Origin of the sequence: Amphibacillus sediminis NBRC 103570 (assembly GCF_001552275.1) — a bacterium.
GTDB lineage: Bacteria > Bacillota > Bacilli > Bacillales > Amphibacillaceae > Amphibacillus_B > Amphibacillus_B sediminis.
Genome location: NZ_BCQW01000015.1, coordinates 1 through 20381 on the forward strand (window position 1 = coordinate 1; position 20381 = coordinate 20381).

Sequence of the window (20381 nt, forward strand, 5' to 3'; positions counted from 1 at the left end):
TATATAGTTGTTCCTTATATACAAATAAAAAAGACAATAGCTCCTGTAGCTACTGCCTCCTGCTGTCTATATTCCTATGCTTAATCCTGATGTAACTTTATTAGCCTCATCCTGTGTTATTCCTATATATCTCAATGTAACTGCCTGACTGCTATGATTAAAGATGTATTGCAGTAGGGAGAGGTCTACCCCCTGATTGTATGCCATATAGCCAAAGGTCTTTCTGAGGGAGTGGCAGGACAATGTTACCCCTATCATCTCTCCTGCATGGGCTACTATTCTATGAGCCTGTACTCTGCTTATAGGCTTTTTCCTGTTCTTGTTACTGTAGAATAGGTAATCATCCTTCTGTAGTTTATTAGCCTCTACATAATCCCTTATCAGTAGCTGTAACTTAGCATTAAGCTGTATTATCTTTTCCTTGTTAGTCTTTTCCTCTCTGTCTCTCCATACTCCCTCTATACTGTCTTTAACATTAGCTCTCAATATATCAGATATTCTCAGTCCAGTATTAAGGCTGTAAGCTAACAAAAAACGGCTCCTATTTTCGGCATTTTAGAAAAACACTTGTTGAGGGTTATGAAAGGGGAAATCATCACCCGCCTTTGCGGTTGCGAAGGGAGGTGAACAAATGGAACCTACTCGTACCCAATGGCAAGTGCGATGTGCTTTTAATGGTTTTTGCAAGCGAGTGTTGAAGAACGAAGCGATCAATGCCTACAACCAACGGCGACAACGACAGTCACGAGAAATGACCTTTTCCGATCTCACGCCACTGGAAGAAAATCAACTCTATTCCTTAGATAAGCACTACGAGGGTGAGGAAACACAAGGCTTTCAAGTGGCAGGAAAGAGAATTACTCCTAACCTTCTTGCAAAAGCGATGCATACCTTGCCAGATGAGAAGCGTACCGCCGTTCTACTATACTACTTCTTTAACATGTCTGACATGGAAATCAGTCAACTACTCGATATTCCACGCAGCACCGTACAGTATAGACGGACAAGCTCTTTTGAACGGTTAAAACGATTTTTGGAGGTGCATGCAGATGAATGAGATGAGTAATACCAACACGGAAAACAACGAGCGTGGCTTGTTGCCATATCCAATCATTATAGCTGCAAACAAGGGTGAACCAGAAGCAATGAAAATAGTTGTCCAGCATTATGGAAGCTACATGACAAGTCTATCAATGCGCAAGCTCCGTGATGAGCATGGAAACACCTATTGGGCACAGATGAAGATGTACTTGACCGCTTACGGTCAAAGCTTATGCAGTCTGTTTTGGCTTTCAAGGTTTGAGTAGAAAAATAGTTGCCATTCCCCTTTCACTACATTTTTTTGTTCTTTGACAAAGAAAGCATGGAAGATAACGCCATGTAGCATATCTCAAAAATCAGATACGTTCTGCTGATGATGAGCCACTTGATTCACACGCCATGACTTCCAACGGGGACGAGCGATAATTTATGAATCTAACGCAATCGTGGTGGATTGCTGGCGATAACCCATCAGTATGGATAATGATACTCCCCTACCGTCATCGTTCGAGCGTTCAAAGCGTCGCAAGCTATGAGTAGGGCTGGAAGAAATACTTGCAGGGGTGAAATTCCCGTGGAGCTGTACCAACAGCCGTCTGATTTTTCAAGTTCGCTCTATCAAAAAATTTCTTTAAGGATGATATAATGAGTATATATTGTATTGGCTCGACCGAGAAAGGAGCAATATGGTAATCACTATAACCCGAAAAGACTTAATCGCTTTAGGTTATGGTCCTTCTTTCTCCCGTGACATTATCCGTCAGGCTAAATGTCTTATGGTGCAGAAAGGATATGGTTTCTACAACACCAAAAAATTAGGTCGAGTACCAGTAGAAGCTGTAGAAGAAATATTGGGAATAACACTTAACCAAGAAGATTTATTAAAGTCATGTGGTTCCAGCGAGGCTGCTTTAATCAAGGAAAGGAATTCTAATGATTAAAGTAAAGAAAAAAGCCAATGGAACGTATGAATTTAGGGTAAGTTTAGGATCTGATCCGGCCACAGGCAAAAGAATACAAAAAAGAATGAGCGGTTTTAAAACAAAAGCCGAGGCAGAAGCCGCTTATGCTAAATTGGTTTTAGACAATAGTGAAGGTGCTTATAACCCAAACAGTAGTATGACTTTTGAGAAGTTTACCAAGGAGTTTTTTGTACCTTGGTATAAGAACCAAGTGAAAGAAAGTACGTTTGAGAATAGGCAGCATACAATAGATAAACACTTCACCTATTTTTATAACGTCAGTCTTTCAGACATCACGCCATTAATTCTGCAACGATGGCAATTAAAGGCTACTGAAAAATATTCCAGTCAATACGTTCGAGGCATACAAGGTTTATTATCCTTAGCTTTTGATAGAGCGATTATTTTAGGTTTAATGAAAGATAACCCATCAAAAGTAATTGGGAATGTTAAAAAAGTTAAAGCCGAAATTGATTTTTGGACAAAGGAAGAGTTTGAAGCTGTTATCTCCAAAATATATCTGGGTGATTACTTTCAACATTTTCAATTTATCATTATCTGGCTTTTATTCATGACAGGTATGCGTATTGGTGAAGCTACTGCTTTACAATGGGATGATGTGGACTTTGAGGAAGGAACAATAAACATTTCCAAAACTCTCTATTATAAGAATGCTGCCAATTATCGTTTCACAGAACCTAAAACAAAGGCAAGCATTCGTGTCATTGCTTTAGATTCAGATACACTAAACTTATTACGAGATTGGAAAGAGACACAACAGAAACAATGTAAAACCAATTTCATTTTATCGTATAATGGCATTCCAACTCAAAAATATACTGTTTCCCATTCTATTAAACGCTTTGCCAAGGCTGCGAATATCCATCGAATTAAAATTCATGGACTAAGACACTCTCACGCTTCTTTGTTAATTAGTATGGGAGAAAACCCTTTGGTGATTAAAGACAGACTCGGACATGAAGATGTGCAAACGACTTTAGGAACCTATGGGCACCTCTATCCAAACAGCAATTTTCAAGTTGCCGATAGATTAAGCAGTTTTATTCTGCTAAAAACAAGTGAAGATACACAAATTGAACATTACAGCAGCAATCAGTTTATGCAGACAAAATTTCAAAGTGTGCCACAACTGTGCCATGAAGAATAAAAAAGCCCTGAAAACCCTGTGTTACCAAGGCTTTTAGGGCTCCTGTTCCTACTCCCACTCAATCGTCGCTGGTGGCTTGCTGGTAATATCATAAACAACGCGGTTGACATGCTCAACTTCATTGACAATTCGGGTCGAAATTTTTTCTAATACATCCCATGGGATTCGTGCCCAATCTGAAGTCATCCCGTCAATGGAGGTCACAGCTCGGATACCGATCGTATGATCATAGGTACGTGCATCGCCCATTACGCCGACACTACGGATGTCCGGCAAGACAGTAAAGTACTGCCAAATATCACGGTCAAGTCCGGCTATTTGTATTTCTTCTCGTAAAATGGCATCAGATTCACGGACAATTTCTACTTTTTCTTCTGTTACTTCCCCTAACACACGGATACCTAAGCCCGGACCTGGGAATGGTTGTCGCCAGACAATCGCTTCAGGTACACCTAGCTCTAAGCCTAATGCACGTACTTCATCTTTAAACAATGTATTAAGTGGCTCTAACAGCTCAAATTGCATATCTTCTGGTAAGCCGCCAACATTGTGGTGCGACTTAATCGTTTGAGCCGTTTCTGTACCCGATTCAACGATATCGGTATACAATGTGCCTTGAGCAAGGAAATGGATATCCTTCAGACGGGCTGCTTCGTCATCAAAGACATAAATAAATTCATTACCGATAATTTTTCGTTTTTGCTCTGGATCTGTGACACCTCTTAGCTTGCTCATAAAGCGCTCCTTGGCATCAATTCGAATAATATTCATCTTAAAGCCATCACGGAAGGTTTCCATTACGATGTCACCTTCATGCTTACGTAACAAGCCATGATCAACAAAGATACAGGTTAGTTGATCACCAATCGCTTTATGGATCAGGGCAGCAACAACGGAGGAATCAACTCCACCGCTTAATGCACACAAGACCTTGCGCTCCCCAACGATTTCTTGGATTTTGGCAACCTCTTGCTCAACAAAATTAGCCATCGTCCAATCCCCTGAACACCCACAAATATGAAAGACAAAATTACGTAATAGATCATTACCATAGATCGTGTTCCGCACCTCTGGGTGGAATTGGACACCATAAATTTCTTTGTCCTGATGACGCATGGCTGCAATTGGGGTCGAAGGGTTCGTTGCTTCAACAACAAAGTCTGCTGGAGCGGCAACAACTTTATCACTATGGCTCATCCAAACCGTTTGTTGGTCAGGCGTCCCTGTGAACATAGCAGCACCTGGAGTGACATCAATATCTGCTTTTCCGTATTCACGATGGCTAGAACGCTCAACTGTACCACCATAATGCTTGGTAATCAGTTGCATTCCATAACAGATACCTAGTATAGGAATATTTAAATCAAAAATGGCTTCATTTACACTAAAGCTATTTTGATCATAGACACTATGTGGTCCTCCTGATAGGATGATCCCTTTTGGATTCATTGCTTTTATTTCTTCAAGGGTTAGTCGGTGAGAATGAAGCTCACTGTAAACACCGAATTCACGGATACGTCTTGTAATCAATTGATTATATTGACTACCATAATCAAGCACTAAAATCAGTTCGTTATCAACTTGCACACAAGCCACTCCTTTTATCTAATCAAAATACGCCTTAGCATCGTTGCACCCAGATTATATCAATAAATTCCCTCTGAACATCTGTGGCATCCGCCGGAGGCTTTAACTTGACTCAGCCTGATTTTAAACTCCCGCTGCAGGCATTGATTTCACCACTTATAGCAGTGAAGACTTCAGCTGAATCAAGCTAAATTTATTCCCTATCATCGACAGGCTCACTTATTATTTTTAACAAGTGTAGAACAATAATTAGCTTAGCATAATGCCAAGCTGAGTACGAAAAAAAATCCACCTCTGTTTAATACAGAGGCAGAATTTGACCATCGTGATTCTGCCTCTATAGTCAGGAATTTTACGGACTCCCGGTAGAAACTCTCGAACCTTATTATCGAGGATATACAGAGGTTGCTTACTATAAATGTGTGTGTTCAAGGAAAGAGCAAACCTAGGCGACGTCTGCCTATCATTTGATCGCTTTTAAACCACTACTATGAATGTTTTTATTCTATCAGTGGCTTGACTATGGGTCAAGCCAATACTATATCCACCATTTTTTGATAACTTTGGAAAACAGCAGGTTTGCCTACAAGCTCTTGATCATTTCGATAAATCAGTTGATGATAATGCGTCGTTAGCTCACTCATTGCGGTTGATCCCAATTGCTGATCAACCTTTTTCGCATAGTCGCTTAGCGTCTCACTACTATCACCGCGCTTTATCCCTCGTAAGTACAGCAGTCTGATTAGCAACCAATAGGCTCTTTGAAAATCGTTGGCATGTTTAAAATGTGTCTTACGTTTGAGCAGGTAATAGCGTAAGAGCTTCTTCCAATTGACGATAGCCAGGATAAGAACAACCGTGATAAACCCAATCAACCAATAGGTCAGGTTAATCGATGATTCAACCTGCTGTTCACTATCTCCTTCTATCATTTGTTCCTCTTGGTTCTGGTTTTGCTCTACTGGCTCAATCGGTGAATTCTGCTCCTCTTGCTCCTCTTCCGTGTCCACTTCCTGATTGGGCTCTTGCTCTTCATCAACATTTAGCTCTTCAGGTAAATTGGATTCAAACGATCCAGCCTCTTCATCAAGAATATCACTGCTGCTGTAACCAATCGTTGGTTCAAATGGAACCCAGCCAATCTGGGGAAAATAAACCTCAACCCACGAATGTGCGTGACTATTCGTGATTTGATAGCGATATAATTCTTGATCATCCGTCGACAGATCTTGAATCATATCCCCACTAGTAAAGCCTTTAACCCATCGTGCAGGTATGCCTACTGATCTAAGCATAACAACCATCGCTGTTGAGAAATTATCGCAATAGCCCACTTGACTTTCAAACAAAAACTGATCCACATAATCCTGCCCTGTTGCTGGTACTGGTACACGATTGGTTTGATAAGAAAAATCAGCTTGGCTGAAATATTGCTCGATCGCTAACGCTTGATCATACTGTGTTGCATGCCCTTCGATAATAGATTCAGCCAGTTCAGTGACCCGATCAGGTAATTCTTCAGGGAGCTGTAAGTAGAGTGACCTCATCTCTCCAGAGACTCCCCCATTTGCTCGTCGAAGTTGCTCCTCTGTGTAACCAGGAGAATGGTAGGTAAGATGAATCGGCTCCTTAATAAACTCTCCCGAAGCGCTACGCGGTTCGATAATTCCAGTAACCGCATCATGAGCAAAATAGTGGATTTGAGCTTGTTCTACCTCACTAAAACCGTAAGGATAAACCAGTTTGTCAAAGTTAAACCCATCCATATAGTAGACTGTCGCTTCTTGATACGAACCACCATAATACGAATAGAACAATTCAAATTCGCCTGGCCTAAGCTCTTGAAATTGAAGCTCTGTCGAGCGCTCCCAACCATTTCCCGTATAATAATCCTTTGATTCCACACGCCAATAATGTTCTGTTGGTGCATCGGCTTGAAAAACGGGGGTACGATCTTGAATAAAGGATCCGCCTAGTTCACTATCATCATCACCATAACCGGCGCGCTGGTTAGCATTTACGATGCCACCAAATCGTTCGGCTACATTTGATAAAAAGGGAACTGGATCTGGCCATACCGGTTCAGACTTAGGACCAAGATACCCGATTAAAACAGCAATGATTAAAGATAGAAACAGTGGACCAATGACATGACTAAACCAATTATTTAATTGAATGGTCAACTGATGTTGACTGATACGTTTTAAATAATGGGCTAGGACGAGCATAAATAAGCTAACAATAAAAAGGCGAATGATAGCATAATGCGCTTGATACAAAGTAAAGGTGTCCATAACCGTAACAAACACAAACGAAAGAATCACATACACGAATACGCGCTTCATGGTAATCAACCAAAAATAAAGTAAATAGCTCATTAAAGCAATTAAAAGCAGAAACATAGCAATTTGAAACATTTCGGTTAAGTGATACCAATTTTGCTGGCTAATTGCTATAAAGTTATGGTTCACCTCTTCGGTCAGTCGGTCGATCCAATTTGCTCCTAAAAATGGACTGGGCATGAATAGTTGATTTAAAATAAATAATAAACCAGTCATTTTCAGGCTTAGTGAAAGCCATACTGATGTCTGCATGAACGTAAGTAAAAAACAAAACAAGGCATAGACTACAAATATCATCGGATAATCGGTTTGTAAGAGTTCTTGAATAGGATGAAACCACTCAAGTGCTATGACAAGACCGCCAAAATAAAGTAAAAAAGTCAGGAATAGCTCAGCTTTACTCATTTTCTTTTTCATTAGATGCTCACCACCCATTGACCCGACTTTAGCTCATGCTCCGTTATCGTATGTGTATCAATGTTATAACTACGCAAGCTTCGTAGATAGATCTTATCTTGCTCAGTATGCTGGTCAATTGCCTTCGTCCAATAGAGCTGGATACGTTTGACTTGATGTGATAAGAGACGTAATTGTTCGAGTGATGCCTCGGTTAGTTGATTGGTAAATAAGACAATAAAACTCGCTTTTGCTAGCTTGAGCTGATCGATGTGTAGCCCGTAAGCAAAATCACTATTGGCCTGATCTGTTGACAGACTGGTAAATAATTTGACTAATTCTTCCTCGTTAGCCTGACCTCCTAACCAATGATCAGCCTTATTTAAATAGCTAAACTCTACTGTATGCCCGCTTTGCTTTAACACGAAGATTAGCATTCTGGCTACTGCTAGATTCCATTCAAAAGCAATATTTGGCTCACTCCCCCCTAACAAGACCATCCCATCAAAATGTTGTTCTTGATCATATTCCTTGGTCATGAACGTTCCTGTTCGTGCGGTGGCCTTCCAATTTATCGAGGAGATACGATCTCCAGGTACATATTCACGTATACCGGTAACAATATTAGATTGCTGAGATTGCAATGGCGTTGTCGACTTTTCACCAACTTGTTGCCAATGATTTGCCCATTGTATCTGAATCGGTAGATCAGCGGGTTCAACTGCTAAGACAGATTGGACCGAAAGGGTCGTTTTTTTAGTGATCACACCAAACCAATCAGTAATCGTCAATTCAATTTGATCTAATTGATGTTCACCCCTTGGTAAATGATCGAGCGAATAGTCTAAGGTAATCCTTTTTTCGATATGGGGGAATACCATTTTCTTAATTACCCGTTTGCGGTTTAGATAATTAGGATCACTTAATAACCTGGCCCAGTCTCGCTGATAAAAGTGAACATCAAGTGATTTTGGTGCATGTTCCTCGATGATTAAATAAGGAATGGGTAAAACCAAACGACGGCTTAGTTCCAGTTGAATATTAGCCGTTTGACCAGCCTTAATTGAACCTTGAGGGAGAATACGCTTAGCCCGCCAATCTCCCATTGGATAAAATAAGAAAACCAAATAATAGAGTAAGAACGGTAGCACGGCATAGAAAAGAAACCAGCTTACAAATCCCCCTTGAAACATGGCATAGCTAAATAAAATAATCAATAATGTTAGAATCTGTACCAGCTTCATTACCGTCAATACGATACGTCGCATCAATGAAAATCCTTTCGAGTTGGCACATCTACATCATGAATGATTTGTTGGATAATTCTTTTCCCTGTTTCTTTAGCAAATTTAGCTTCATGCGTTAGGATTAACCGGTGGGCCAGCACATATGGTGCTAAGTAAATAATATCGTCTGGAATAATATAATCACGCCCTTTAATAAAGGCAAAGGCTTTTGCTGCTCGCATCAACGCAATCGCTCCCCGTGGACTGACCCCTAATTGAACCGATGGGTGTGACCGAGTTTGCCGAACAAGCTGAATGATATAGTCCTGAATAATTGGATCAATATAGACCTCATCCACTTTTGCTTGCATTTCAACAACATCCTCTTTATCCAACACAGTAGATAAAGTCTCGATAGGATGAGTCCCTCCCGTTTTGGCTAGCATTTGTCTTTCTTCGTCAGCAGTTGGATAACCCATGTTTAGCTTAATTAGAAATCGGTCAAGCTGTGCCTCTGGTAAAGGATAGGTGCCTTCATATTCAATTGGATTTTGTGTTGCCATGACAAAGAATGGCTGATTAATCTTTACTGTTTCTCCATCTACGGTCACACTGCTTTCCTCCATTGCTTCTAACAATGCAGATTGTGTTTTGGGTGAGGTACGATTAATCTCATCAGCTAGAATGACATCACCAACAATAGGGCCTCGCCGATATTCAAATTGCTGTTTCTGTGGGTGATATATAGAAACACCTGTTACATCTGATGGTAACAGATCAGGAGTAAACTGGATCCGATTAAATGAGCAATCAAGTGATTTAGCTAAGGCGCGAACGAGCATGGTTTTCCCCACTCCTGGTACATCTTCTAAGAGAACATGGCCTTTAGCTAAGAGTGCTGTTAAGCTTAGTACAACTACATCTTCTTTTCCAATAATCACATGGTTAATATTACGTATGACTTCTAACATGGTTACTTGCTTTTCTAGCATTTTTTAACCTCCGAAAAAACATTCTAATACTATCTTATCTTTTTTTCAGACAAATTGGAACAGAAATCCCAATGAAAGTACAAAATAGTACGATTCTTTACAAGCAGTTAAGCAGCCAAGTGATTGAACCTTTTTTACAAATTTTATCGCAGTGTAACTCGCCTTTTGGGATCTCCCACTTAGACATGACGTGTTCCCTTGCTAAATTCTGTTGACTAGCTTGCTTGACGTGGATTAAATTTTAGATGCTTTAAAAAAAGACCCTTAATCAAGTGATTAAGAGTCTTCAATAATGCTAACCAATAATCATCCTACCAATAGGATAGTGATAGGAATCTTTGGTTGGCTTTCCACGAATAAGAAAAAGGAATGAGAAGATACCAATTCGGCCGACAAACATCATCACCATAATAACCAGCTTCCCGATTACAGATAAGTCAGGGGTAATCCCCAAACTTAATCCAGTTGTACCAAAGGCAGAGAAGACTTCAAAAGCCAACGCCATATTGGTAAATGGCTCGGTAATAGATAGAATTAATATAGCTGTGAAGCATAGTAACAAAGCAGTTGTCCCAACAATAAAGGAACGCATGACGTCTTCTTGTTGTATCTCGCGCTTAAACACTTTAATGGTCTGATGTCCTCTTGCATAGTGATAGATAGCTAACAACATAATAGCGAAGGTCGTGGTCCGTATTCCCCCACCTACACTACTCGGTGAGGCCCCAACAAACATCAAAAAAGATAATACCATTAACGTAGGTGAGGTAAACTCACTGACATCCATTGTGTATAATCCGCCATTACGCGTAGTGATTGACTGGAATAAACTATAAAATAAAGATTCATGCCAGGATTTATCCGCTAAAAAATACTGACGTTCCAGCAAGTAAATCATCACTGCTCCAAATATAACAAGAATGAAAAAAGTTGTGGTCGTTAACTTGGTAAATGTACTAAATCGAAATGGAATCCCCTTATGTCGACTTTCACCTTTGATCATATGCTGTATCTCAATAAGTACGGGGAAACCAATCGCACCTAAAATAAGCAAGAGCATGTTAATAAATTGGACGAAATAGTCATCGGCGAAAGGTACTAATGATTGTCCGGTAATATCAAAGCCGGCATTCGTTGTTGCACTAACAGATGCAAAAAAGCCTTGAATCCACGCTTCCTGCCATGTGTCAAAGTAATTTAAAAAATGAAGACTAAGCACAATCATTCCGACAACTTCGATTAGAAGCACGGTTTTTAGAATTTTTAACATTAATTGAACGAGCCCTGACAATGTCGAACGATTTTGGTCGATCGAAATAAGTCGGCGTTCCCTAATGCCTATTTTTTTCCGGAGGACAATATAAAACATCGTCCCAAGCGTCATAATCCCTATCCCACCAAATTGCAGAATAAATGCTAAGGCAAAATAGCCGCCTGCATTGTATGTTTCTGTAATTGGGATAACCGTTAGACCCGTTACGCTTATCGCACTTATTGCTGTAAACATCGTATCAATAATCGAAACTGTCACACCCTCTCTAAGAAAAAAGGGAACAGACAATATTAGAGTTGAGATAAGAATCGCTAATAAATAGAACATGACGATTAGTTGGGTAGTATACATTTGTTTTGATTTTTTAAAAAACGCCTGAATAAAGTGCATCAAATTACTCCTTGTCGATCATTTATGCCAAACCTAAGTTCAGTTTACCATACTCGGGCAACCATAAGTCTATTGATGTTGTATTTTGATGATAAATAAACACTTGTACATAGTTACCATTGTAGCGAATGACTAGCTTTTAATTCAGCGCTTTTATGAACCTAGCTGGTTAACGATAGCCTTCTGCTCTATTACGCTTATAGTATGCAGTATTAGAACAGAAATCATCTGACCAAACTGGACTGATTTTCACTAATCACGATTACTTGTGTTAACTTTAAACAAACAATTACACAACCATAGGCTTGAGATTTTTTAGCAGAAATGTGGAGTAAAGTGAAACTTCGTTCAGTGGGGAGTTCGACGCATAGGCTGTGCTCGTGCAGACGTTGCGACACGACGGCGCGAACTTAGTCAGCTTCCTCTCTCCCACACTGAACGTTAGCTGTTGGATCTCCCACTTAAACATGACGTATTCCCTTATTTCTTGAACTGGGAGACTTACAAAAGCCCTTCGATGAGGCGAGTAATCGCAGCCCCAGACAGTTACACTGCCTGGCGAGCTTTGGTGGCATCAAAACGAGGAGTAATTAAGATATTGACAAGATTTCGTATATAAACAATTATTTTGGAAAGCATTGTCTCCCAGTACTTAGTAATAACAAATAAACGACCTGTTTCTTCATTATTTCTCTCCTAAATCAATATTATGCTTATTTTAGCGCAATAGAGATAACAGCCGATCACATCTTTTCAGCTAAGTCCTGAGACGTTTAGATTATAAAATATTTAATCTTCCAATGCCTGGCCTTGATAAACGTTTGCAACTTCATACATTTTGACATCTACCTCTAATATATATGACGGTTTTTCTTTCCCTCTATTATTTTTATGACCGGCACGATGAACATCACTTTTCTCCCAATTTTTCCAATCATCCTTAGAACGCCAACGAATCATCAGAATGACTTCTTCATAGTCTCTTATCCGCTTATTAACCATGATTGAACGATCAATTAAGCCTGGAAATTGATCAACAGGACTTTCTTTTGAGAAGTCTTCAGCAACTTGATCACTATAGCCCTTTTCTACTTTAAATCTCCTTAATTGGACAAGCATCTAACCAACATCCTTTCAAAATAATATATTACCACCTTAAATGATAATGGTTATCAATGTCAATAAATCAATTAGACCCGCTCCCTTGATCCAACAACTTAGCTTTCTAGCAGAACTCTTTTTAGCGGTGTTCAAAAATATTAGCAAATGATTAACAATATCCGCTCTTTTTTGGCTTGTTTTCTGCTACAAAAATACATACGCTTCCGATTCATAACGAAAACCGGTCTGACCACAACGATCAGACCGGTTCTTACTTGAGTTCTGCAATTTTTTATACTCACTTAATTTTCTTGCAAGTTAATTATTCTGTTCGTAAGGCAATAACTGGATCCTTCTTGGCTGCCATTCGGGCTGGAATAACACCCGCAATTAACGTAAGCAACATACTTCCTGCCACTAGTAAGACCGCAGGTAAAACATTTAAACCTGCTACATTTTCAATTTCAGTTAAGTAATAGATCAAATTGTTAATTGGGAAAATCAACAAGTATGAGATCCCCACACCAAGTGAACCTGCAACAAAGCCAACAATTAAAGTCTCGGCATTAAATACCCGTGAAATATCCTTTTTACGTGCCCCAACACTACGTAAAATACCAATTTCTTTTGTTCGTTCAATAACGGAAACATAGGTAATGATCCCAATCATGATCGTTGAGACAATTAACGAAATGGCCGCAAAGCCAACTAACACATACGTCACCGTATTAATTAAATCGGTCATAATATCACTAATCATTTCAGCCAAATCATTGTATACAATCTGATCTTCCTCATCAAGTCCTGCATTATATTCATCTAAGTATTCTTTAATCTCATCCTTACCGTCAAAGCTTTTCGGATATATATTAATCCCAGTCGGTGTAGTAATCGCACCTAAACGGATAAGGGCTAGTTCTTTTACTTCATCATTCGGGAAAGGCGTATTGGTTAACAAATCAATGTCTGCATCTTGCTGGGCTTGAGCAATATCCGATTCCTGTGCATCTGCCACAATATAATCGGTTAAAGCTTGTGGGTAAATAAAGCCCTCATCAAAGTAAGGTGTGGCAGCATCCTCTTTTATACGTAAAACCCCAGTAATGATAAGTGGTTTAGCCTCTTCATGATCATAAAGTTCTTGATAGGAGGTTGGGTTAGCCGGTGTAAAGAAGCCATGATCATCTTCCGTATAATAAAGATTATTGGGAACAACCTTCAAAATTGATTCACCAATAAAATCGGTCACCTCATAGCTTTCTATCTCACCTTCTAAGCCAATTTTGTCAAAGAATTCAGCACTAATACGATTATATCTATCGATTACGATCGCTACCTCATTATCTGCCTCTGGTAAACGACTGTCCTCACCAATTAAATCATACAGCTCTAAGATAAAATCCTGATCAGCAGGCATCTCTTGCCAAAACGTTCTCCCATTCATATTAGGGATACCTGGCATCATCTGTTGAGAAATCGTCTCAAATTTAACAACACTGTCATCTGATTGGGCTAATAAATTGACTTCAACACCTCTTGCATAGGAGATATTATCAACTGCATCGGGTAATTCATTTTCCATTTGATCAATATAATCAAGAAAGTCTTCTGTCAGTACATTCGTATGTGTCTCAAAATTTTCACTATTATCATAGCGATAGATAACGGTTTCTTCAGGGAATTCTTCGAAATCACCTGTATTTTGCTGATGTGGTGGGCCCATTTCAGTAAAATCAACGAGCTGCTCACTCGTATCAATCATTATTGGGAAATTAGCCAACGTATCACCTTGCATCGTATCTAGCTGGTCAGACAAGCCATTTGATAAGGCCAACACTAATGCTACCCCGATAATCCCTATACTCCCGGCAAATGCCGTAAGGATCGTACGTCCTTTTTTGGTCAATAGGTTTTTAAAGGATAAGGAAAGCGCCGTAAATAGAGACATCGACGTTTTATTACGTTTATTTGCTTTTTTAGCTTGTTGTTCGACTTGCTTCTCTTCATGATAGGGATGACTATCGGATTGAATTTCTCCATCTAAAAAGCGAATAATTCGCGTACTGTACTGTTCCGCAATCTCTTCATTATGCGTAACCATGATCACTAAACGTGTTTTAGCAATTTCGGCTAAAATCGCCATAACCTGCGAACTCGTCTTTGAGTCAAGAGCACCGGTCGGCTCATCTGCCAAAATAATATCTGGATTATTGACTAAGGCACGGGCAATCGCCACACGCTGCATTTGTCCGCCCGATAATTGATTGGGTTTCTTATTTATATGATCTGCTAAGCCCACTTCAGTTAAGGCTGTTTTCGCACGCTCTTTACGTTCTTTACTAGAAACACCGGACAATGTCATAGCAATCTCAACATTTTGTAGTATAGTTTGGTGACTAATTAAATTATAGTTTTGGAATACAAACCCAATTGAGCGATTGCGATAGGCATCCCAATCACGGTCCTTAAAATGTTTGGTTGAATATCCATTAATCACTAAATCCCCTGAATCGTATTGATCTAACCCACCGACAATATTTAAGAGGGTTGTTTTACCAGAGCCAGACGGACCTAAAATTGAAACAAACTCACTCTCTCTAAATTCTAGCGAAATTCCTTTTAGTACTTTTAAATAGCTATTCCCTGTGCGATATGACTTTTCAATATTAACTAAATTTAATTTACCCAAGAAAATCTGCTCCTCCGCATCGTGTTTTTTTATTTTCATCTAAAGCTAGGCGAGAACACTTTCCGTTCAGCGTGTTAAGGAGTATCTCAATGGTTATCGGGAAGATGTATCGCCTATTTTGCAGTAGCAAACATGAATACTTTTGTTTAAAATATGTACAGACTTCTCCTTGAAATCTGATCATTAACGGTTTGATAGAATAGAGGTCGATCTATCGTCGTTCAAAACCGCATTATTCTATAACCTTAGCATTCATTTCTTTTTTAGACCATTTTTAAGTATTTCTAGCTCCTTAGTAAAATCTTCAACAGCTTGCTCAACACTTGTATTCGTGATAAGGGTATGAACAATATTGTGTGAACTGACGGCTACCAAAATCTTAATCACATGCCTAAACTCCTCTACAGAGGTAATAGACAATTCTTCAGTATTAATTGCCTTAAATAAATCAAACATCTTCTGATTCTTTTTGACCATTTCAACAAAAGCCTGTTCTAGCTTATGATTCTGGCTTAAAACAGCATTGAAAAAGAATTGCTTACGGTCAGGTTTTGCCGATTTATTAATCAATAGCTTAAAAAAATTTAGAAAGGATTCAAACAAATCCCCATTCGCTTGGCTGATACATGTCAAAAAGTCTCTTTGATATTCTTGACTTAATAAATCAATCAAAAACAGTAGAGCATCTTCTTTATCTTCAAAGTATTGATAAAAACTACCTCGAGGAATGCTCGCCTCTTTTACAATATTAGCGATCGATGCTGCGTGTAAAGGGGCGCGTGAAAACTCCTTTTTGAGTGCCATAATTAATTTGTCCTGTTTATGCTGATCTAAATTTAAGAAAGTCTGCTTAGGCATGAGTGTACACCCCTTTATGACACGATGTCACTTTCGGTTCCCATACTATATGACACACCGTCATTTGTCAACTAAGAGCTCTTTCAAGTTAATCCTTAATCAAAGGCCCCTTGGCGTATTTGCGCTCAAATTTTATCGCGTGAAGCTATAGAAATGTCTACTGAAATTTCTGGCATGTGCAGAAGGCTTTAACCTATTCAGCTCGGGCTTAAGCCCCGACTGAACAGACAACTAGCCATCCTCTTACCGCTTCTAGCATTGGCAGACTTCTGCTGAATGAAGTTAAACAAGCATGCTAAGCTTAACCTGATTTTTCATTCAAGACAACCATCCTGAGACATAAGGTTAGCTAAGACCTGAGTCTTAGATGATCTTTTTAACCTAATCACTGACTAAATAGTTGAAGACAAACTGATTTTGCTCACGTTTGTCTTCGGGTATCTTCGGTTATATAGTCAGTAGCTTTAGGTAAAGTATTCAACAGTTGCCTTGGGGAATAGTTTTGGGATATGTGTTAAGAACAGTTGCTTCATCTCCTCCTGCTCTTGATCGGTATAAACATACTTAAAGATACCATAACGTCCCCATTTGGTTTTACGCTTTGATTCATCGAGCTCTAATTTTGTCATCGGATAATTCTTTTGAATGACACGCTTTGCTGGGGCGGTAAACCGATGTTGGATTAATTCAAAGGTTAAATCATTTTTAGCCTTTTTGGGCAAATGTTCAGCTAATTGTTCGAGCATACTTAAATAGCCTTCTTTCCACCCTTCATGCAAATAAATAGGCGCAATTATAAAACCTAGGGGATAGTCTGCTGCTGCAACCTTTTTGGCCGCCTCGATTCGATCAACCAGTCTTGAGGTCCCAGGCTCGAAATATTTGATGACATACTCCGCATTAATACTAAAGCGAAAACGTGTTCGACCTTGGTGATTAGCATCAAGCAAATGATCGACATGCGCAAACTTGGTTACAAAGCGTAAAAGTCCATAGTTTGTTTGGCCGAAATATTCAATCGCACGTTTTAAGGTATGTGTTAGATGGTCGATTCCTACGATATCAGAGGTACAAGAAGCCTCAAAGCGTGTTATTTCAGGCATTCTTTCCTGCATGTATTGCTCAGCTGATTCAAAAATTTCATCTGTGTTAACATAGGTTCGAATATAAGGTTTACTTCCCATTGTTGTCTGGAGATAACAATAATGACAATGCCCCATGCAGCCAGTTGCAAAAGGAATAGCGTATTCAGCTGATGGTTTAGACGTATCAAATTTTAATGTTCGTCGTACGCCAACGACTAGCGTTGACTTAGCATTTCGATATTTTTGAAAGTCGTTATCCCCTGGCAAATTACGAATCTGATTATGTGACGTGGTTTCCCTTATTTCTAAATCCATTTCAGAAAATTTGTCATACAAGGTCTTACCTAACGGATATTCCAGCGCTTTGGGCTCAAAATAGACGAGCTGAGGCATGAAGGGCTTAACCATAATAACCCTCTGTTTCTCCATCATCAAATGCGGCTTGATAATCATATTTCGCTTCAAAGTAATCCGTATATATGGCAAGATCATCAACTAGAGGGAAATATTCCTCGTTTAAAAAAATAGCCATCTCCCCTGGATAATCTGGACGCTCTACTACAGTTGCCTCTTGAATGTTTACGACACCTTGGACATGAGGATTTCGTAACATAACAAAGACTTTATCACCTATCTTATATTGTTGATTTAGCATAGCTCATCCTCCTTTTAACTTAGTTTGGCTATTAAACGTCAGTTTATAAAAAAATTTTGTCCCAGCCTACTAAGTTCATACCTATGCTAAATCATTCCACTTCCAACCGTTAGAAGGGATTCCCGTTCAAAAAAACATCATGTTTAATTATTTTTCCCATTTGAATAGTAATGGTCCAAAGCCAACCTATCTAACTGTTGTTCGGATAAACCCGTTAAATCAACAATTTGATTATAGGGGTATCTGCGTTTAATCATTCTTAAAGCCATGCACTCTCGTTCAAGTGAGCCAATCCATCCATCCCATTGATGAGGTGGTTTGGCATCTCTAATATAATCGGGCCAATCTGATTCAACCGACTGACTATACTTGTCCAAAATAAGACTACTCGCTATTTTAAAAACGTTATCTTTCGTTATCAAATGAGCTAAACCTTCCGTCCTCTTGTTCCGGCCAATATAGCGAATAAAATAAAGCCATTGCTCTAAGGGACGTTCTGGCTTTAAAATATTAAGCTTTGGCAGCTCTAAGTAATGTGTATGGGTCGGTGGATGTGGTTCAAACCATTGCGCTGGTCGCATCGGATAATAGGTGTGATAATCTGAGGTTTCTTGCAGTAAGTTAAAATTGACTAAGATAATAAGGATCTGCGGGTCTAGCTGATTGGTATGTTCTGCAACGAACTGATCTCTATAATAACATGGAGATCGATAATAGCTTTCCTCTCTAAATTGAAGTCTAATCAGAAGATCTTGGTGAAGGAATGTTCTTGCTCTTAGGTTAATGCCTGTTACACTATGTAAATGCCGATCACGTTGATAAGGGGAATCACACGCAACAGTATAAATGGGGTCCGTTAGACTATTTTCGAAGACGGCATTTAAAAAAGAAAGCAACATCAATCGATTTTCAGTTAATCCTAAGCAGAATAATTGTTCAAATACCTTGACAATGGGGATGTCTTCTTTAACCAATTTGCTCACCTCCTTTTCAGCTAAATTAACATAGCACTACCGCCTTGTAAAAGGCGCATTTTGGCAAATTTATAAGCATTTCGACATAAAAAAATAGAATTACTTGTTCACTAAGAATAAACAAGTCAATTCTATTTTGATATTTACTAATTTTATCGCAGTGTAACTGGCTGGGGCTGCGATTACTCGCCCCATCGAAGGGCTTTTGTAAGGCTCTCACTTCAAGAAATAAGGGAACATGTCATAGCTAAGTGGGAGATGCAACAGCCAGTAATGGCCCGATCGGTTCTCCTAACGTTCAGTCGGGGAGAGAGGAAGCTGGCTAAGTTTGCGACGTCATGTCGCAACGTCTGCACGAGCACATCCTATGCGTCGCCCCCCACTGAACGAGTTTCACTTTATTTACATGTAACAAAGATATAGAGGTTAGCCTCTTACTTTTTCAATGAAGATAACTTTGAGGTAATTGCCCTCAGGGAACTGCTTATCTGTTTGAAAGTCGAATGGTAATCGGAACGTTTCTTTAATTTGATATTTTTCGTTCAAATTGGTAAAGGCTTGTTCAATAAATTGTTTAAATTTCTTTAGCTGAATCCCACTATAATTAGTCGACGCTATAATCATCCCACCATCAGATGTAATCGCAATTGCCTCTTCCAATAGTTTAACGTAATCCTTCGCCACACTAAAGGTATGTTTCTTTGAACGAGCAAAGCTAGGTGGATCAAGAATAACTAAGTCAAAGTTTAACTGATGTTTTTTAGCATAGTTAAAGTAACGAAACACATCCATGACCTTAATCTCGTGCTTGTTGTGATCCAAATGGTTTACCGTGAACTGCTCAATTGTTTTGGCCAAACTGCGATTGGCGAGATCGACGCTCGTCGTCTTGATCGCACCTCCAAGTGCTGCACTTACTGAGAATGCCCCCGTATATGAAAAGGTATTTAATACGGTTTTGTCTTTTGCGACATGCCCTTTTATCGCTTTTCTAACCTCACGCTGATCAAGAAAGATACCAGTCATTGGTCCTTCATTCAAATGAACGGCATAATTAATCCCATTTTCCTTAATCAATAATGGCCATTCTGCACGTTTTCCTTTAACAAAGTCGTCATCATCAATATATTTCCCACCAGTATCAAAACGTTTCTTCTGATAAATACCTTGATAAGTAAGTGATTGCTCCAAGGCTTCTAACACATATGATTTAAATTGGTAAATGCCTTGACTGTACCATGTAATTAATAAGAAACCAGCATAGTAATCGATAGTCAATCCACCGATTCCGTCTCCTTCCCCGTTAAATAAGCGAAAGGCATTCGTTTGATCATCTGAGAAGAAGGTGTCTCGCTTGGTAACGGCTGTGGCGATTTTGTTAGAAAAAAATAGTTGATCAATGGTTTCGGACTTGTTCTGTGTTAACACCCAACCATAACCCTTATTTTGACGGCCATAATAACCACGGGCTAGAAACTTGCCACCTTGTTCAATCAGGTCAATCACAGTTCCTTCTTGCTCAAGCGCCGTTGGATCGATGATCGCTTCTTTAAATAAATGAGGGTAGCCACCTCGATATTTACTTACATATTTATTTTTTATTTTTACGGTTTGCATGTTCTTCATCCTAACGTTTGAATTC

General features: G+C 39.3%; 16 protein-coding genes, 1 pseudogene and 1 riboswitch. Of the genes and pseudogenes, 4 read left to right on the plus strand and 13 right to left on the minus strand.

What is annotated here, in order from left to right; translation table 11 throughout:
* Window positions 1-66 precede the first annotated feature (66 nt).
* A pseudogene (locus ASE01S_RS09940) lies at window positions 67-534 on the minus strand (tyrosine-type recombinase/integrase); the annotation flags it as partial.
* A 97-nt stretch (window positions 535-631) separates the two neighbouring features.
* Here ASE01S_RS09940 and ASE01S_RS09945 point away from each other — a divergent pair.
* The 4 genes from ASE01S_RS09945 to ASE01S_RS09960 all read left to right on the plus strand — a co-directional run bounded on the left by ASE01S_RS09945 (window position 632) and on the right by ASE01S_RS09960 (window position 3171).
* The gene (locus ASE01S_RS09945; protein ID WP_067841640.1) at window positions 632-1057 is read left to right on the plus strand and encodes an RNA polymerase sigma factor; all 426 of its coding nucleotides are present in this window, start codon (window positions 632-634) and stop codon (window positions 1055-1057) included.
* On the plus strand, window positions 1050-1307 hold the full coding sequence (locus ASE01S_RS09950) for a helix-turn-helix domain-containing protein (RefSeq protein WP_444541737.1): 258 nt from the start codon (window positions 1050-1052) through the stop codon (window positions 1305-1307). Before ASE01S_RS09945 ends, ASE01S_RS09950 begins: the two co-directional genes overlap by 8 nt.
* Before the next feature lie 420 nt (window positions 1308-1727).
* Window positions 1728-1982 (plus strand): DUF3173 domain-containing protein, encoded by a 255-nt coding sequence (locus ASE01S_RS09955; protein ID WP_067841641.1) that lies wholly within the window; start codon window positions 1728-1730, stop codon window positions 1980-1982.
* On the plus strand, window positions 1975-3171 hold the full coding sequence (locus tag ASE01S_RS09960) for a tyrosine-type recombinase/integrase (protein WP_067841646.1): 1197 nt from the start codon (window positions 1975-1977) through the stop codon (window positions 3169-3171). The genes ASE01S_RS09955 and ASE01S_RS09960 overlap by 8 nt, the downstream gene beginning before the upstream one ends.
* 48 nt (window positions 3172-3219) lie before the next feature.
* Here the strand turns inward: ASE01S_RS09960 and guaA are convergent, their stop codons facing one another.
* From guaA to ASE01S_RS10020, 12 genes are all read right to left on the minus strand, one after another.
* Complete coding sequence (guaA, locus tag ASE01S_RS09965) at window positions 3220-4758, minus strand: glutamine-hydrolyzing GMP synthase (protein WP_067841648.1); 1539 nt, start codon at window positions 4756-4758, stop codon at window positions 3220-3222.
* Between the two features lie 320 nt (window positions 4759-5078).
* A riboswitch (purine riboswitch) is annotated at window positions 5079-5180 on the minus strand.
* A 105-nt stretch (window positions 5181-5285) separates the two neighbouring features.
* Window positions 5286-7517 carry a transglutaminase TgpA family protein gene (locus ASE01S_RS09970; RefSeq protein WP_067841651.1) on the minus strand — a complete coding sequence of 744 codons (2232 nt, stop codon included), beginning with the start codon at window positions 7515-7517 and terminating at the stop codon, window positions 5286-5288.
* The gene (locus ASE01S_RS09975) at window positions 7517-8764 is read right to left on the minus strand and encodes a DUF58 domain-containing protein (RefSeq protein ID WP_067841652.1); all 1248 of its coding nucleotides are present in this window, start codon (window positions 8762-8764) and stop codon (window positions 7517-7519) included. Before ASE01S_RS09975 ends, ASE01S_RS09970 begins: the two co-directional genes overlap by 1 nt.
* Window positions 8764-9714: an AAA family ATPase gene (locus ASE01S_RS09980; RefSeq protein ID WP_067841654.1), complete on the minus strand. Its 951-nt coding sequence runs from the start codon at window positions 9712-9714 to the stop codon at window positions 8764-8766. Before ASE01S_RS09980 ends, ASE01S_RS09975 begins: the two co-directional genes overlap by 1 nt.
* 295 nt (window positions 9715-10009) lie before the next feature.
* Window positions 10010-11377, minus strand: coding sequence for a TrkH family potassium uptake protein (locus tag ASE01S_RS09985; protein ID WP_067841656.1), 1368 nt, complete (start codon window positions 11375-11377; stop codon window positions 10010-10012).
* 789 nt (window positions 11378-12166) lie between these two features.
* Window positions 12167-12496, minus strand: coding sequence for an antibiotic biosynthesis monooxygenase (locus ASE01S_RS09990; protein WP_067841659.1), 330 nt, complete (start codon window positions 12494-12496; stop codon window positions 12167-12169).
* Between the two features lie 304 nt (window positions 12497-12800).
* Window positions 12801-15167, minus strand: coding sequence for an ABC transporter ATP-binding protein/permease (locus ASE01S_RS09995; RefSeq protein WP_245630357.1), 2367 nt, complete (start codon window positions 15165-15167; stop codon window positions 12801-12803).
* Window positions 15168-15419: 252 nt separating this feature from the next.
* Window positions 15420-16025 (minus strand): TetR/AcrR family transcriptional regulator, encoded by a 606-nt coding sequence (locus tag ASE01S_RS10000; protein WP_067841661.1) that lies wholly within the window; start codon window positions 16023-16025, stop codon window positions 15420-15422.
* A gap of 464 nt (window positions 16026-16489) precedes the next feature.
* A complete protein-coding gene (gene splB / locus ASE01S_RS10005; protein WP_067841663.1) occupies window positions 16490-17518 on the minus strand; it encodes a spore photoproduct lyase in 1029 nt (342 codons plus the stop codon).
* The gene (locus ASE01S_RS10010) at window positions 17511-17765 is read right to left on the minus strand and encodes a transcriptional regulator SplA domain-containing protein (protein WP_067841666.1); all 255 of its coding nucleotides are present in this window, start codon (window positions 17763-17765) and stop codon (window positions 17511-17513) included. Before ASE01S_RS10010 ends, splB begins: the two co-directional genes overlap by 8 nt.
* A gap of 143 nt (window positions 17766-17908) precedes the next feature.
* Window positions 17909-18739, minus strand: coding sequence for a PD-(D/E)XK nuclease family transposase (locus ASE01S_RS10015; RefSeq protein WP_067841668.1), 831 nt, complete (start codon window positions 18737-18739; stop codon window positions 17909-17911).
* 426 nt (window positions 18740-19165) lie between these two features.
* Window positions 19166-20356, minus strand: a complete 1191-nt coding sequence (locus ASE01S_RS10020; protein ID WP_067841671.1) for a class I SAM-dependent rRNA methyltransferase — start codon at window positions 20354-20356, stop codon at window positions 19166-19168.
* Window positions 20357-20381 lie beyond the last annotated feature (25 nt).

Bases quoted from the DNA above. Each gene is read 5' to 3' on its own strand.
- ASE01S_RS09955 (WP_067841641.1), top strand. From the start codon at position 1,728: ATGGTAATCACTATAACCCGAAAAGACTTAATCGCTTTAGGTTATGGT.
- ASE01S_RS09960 (WP_067841646.1), top strand. From the start codon at position 1,975: ATGATTAAAGTAAAGAAAAAAGCCAATGGAACGTATGAATTTAGGGTA.
- splB (WP_067841663.1), bottom strand. From the start codon at position 17,518: ATGGTTAAGCCCTTCATGCCTCAGCTCGTCTATTTTGAGCCCAAAGCG.
- ASE01S_RS10010 (WP_067841666.1), bottom strand. From the start codon at position 17,765: ATGCTAAATCAACAATATAAGATAGGTGATAAAGTCTTTGTTATGTTA.
- ASE01S_RS10000 (WP_067841661.1), bottom strand. From the start codon at position 16,025: ATGCCTAAGCAGACTTTCTTAAATTTAGATCAGCATAAACAGGACAAA.
- ASE01S_RS09980 (WP_067841654.1), bottom strand. From the start codon at position 9,714: ATGCTAGAAAAGCAAGTAACCATGTTAGAAGTCATACGTAATATTAAC.
- ASE01S_RS09975 (WP_067841652.1), bottom strand. From the start codon at position 8,764: ATGCGACGTATCGTATTGACGGTAATGAAGCTGGTACAGATTCTAACA.
- ASE01S_RS09945 (WP_067841640.1), top strand. From the start codon at position 632: ATGGAACCTACTCGTACCCAATGGCAAGTGCGATGTGCTTTTAATGGT.
- ASE01S_RS10020 (WP_067841671.1), bottom strand. From the start codon at position 20,356: ATGCAAACCGTAAAAATAAAAAATAAATATGTAAGTAAATATCGAGGT.
- ASE01S_RS09950 (WP_444541737.1), top strand. From the start codon at position 1,050: ATGAATGAGATGAGTAATACCAACACGGAAAACAACGAGCGTGGCTTG.
- ASE01S_RS09990 (WP_067841659.1), bottom strand. From the start codon at position 12,496: ATGCTTGTCCAATTAAGGAGATTTAAAGTAGAAAAGGGCTATAGTGAT.
- ASE01S_RS09970 (WP_067841651.1), bottom strand. From the start codon at position 7,517: ATGAAAAAGAAAATGAGTAAAGCTGAGCTATTCCTGACTTTTTTACTT.
- ASE01S_RS09985 (WP_067841656.1), bottom strand. From the start codon at position 11,377: ATGCACTTTATTCAGGCGTTTTTTAAAAAATCAAAACAAATGTATACT.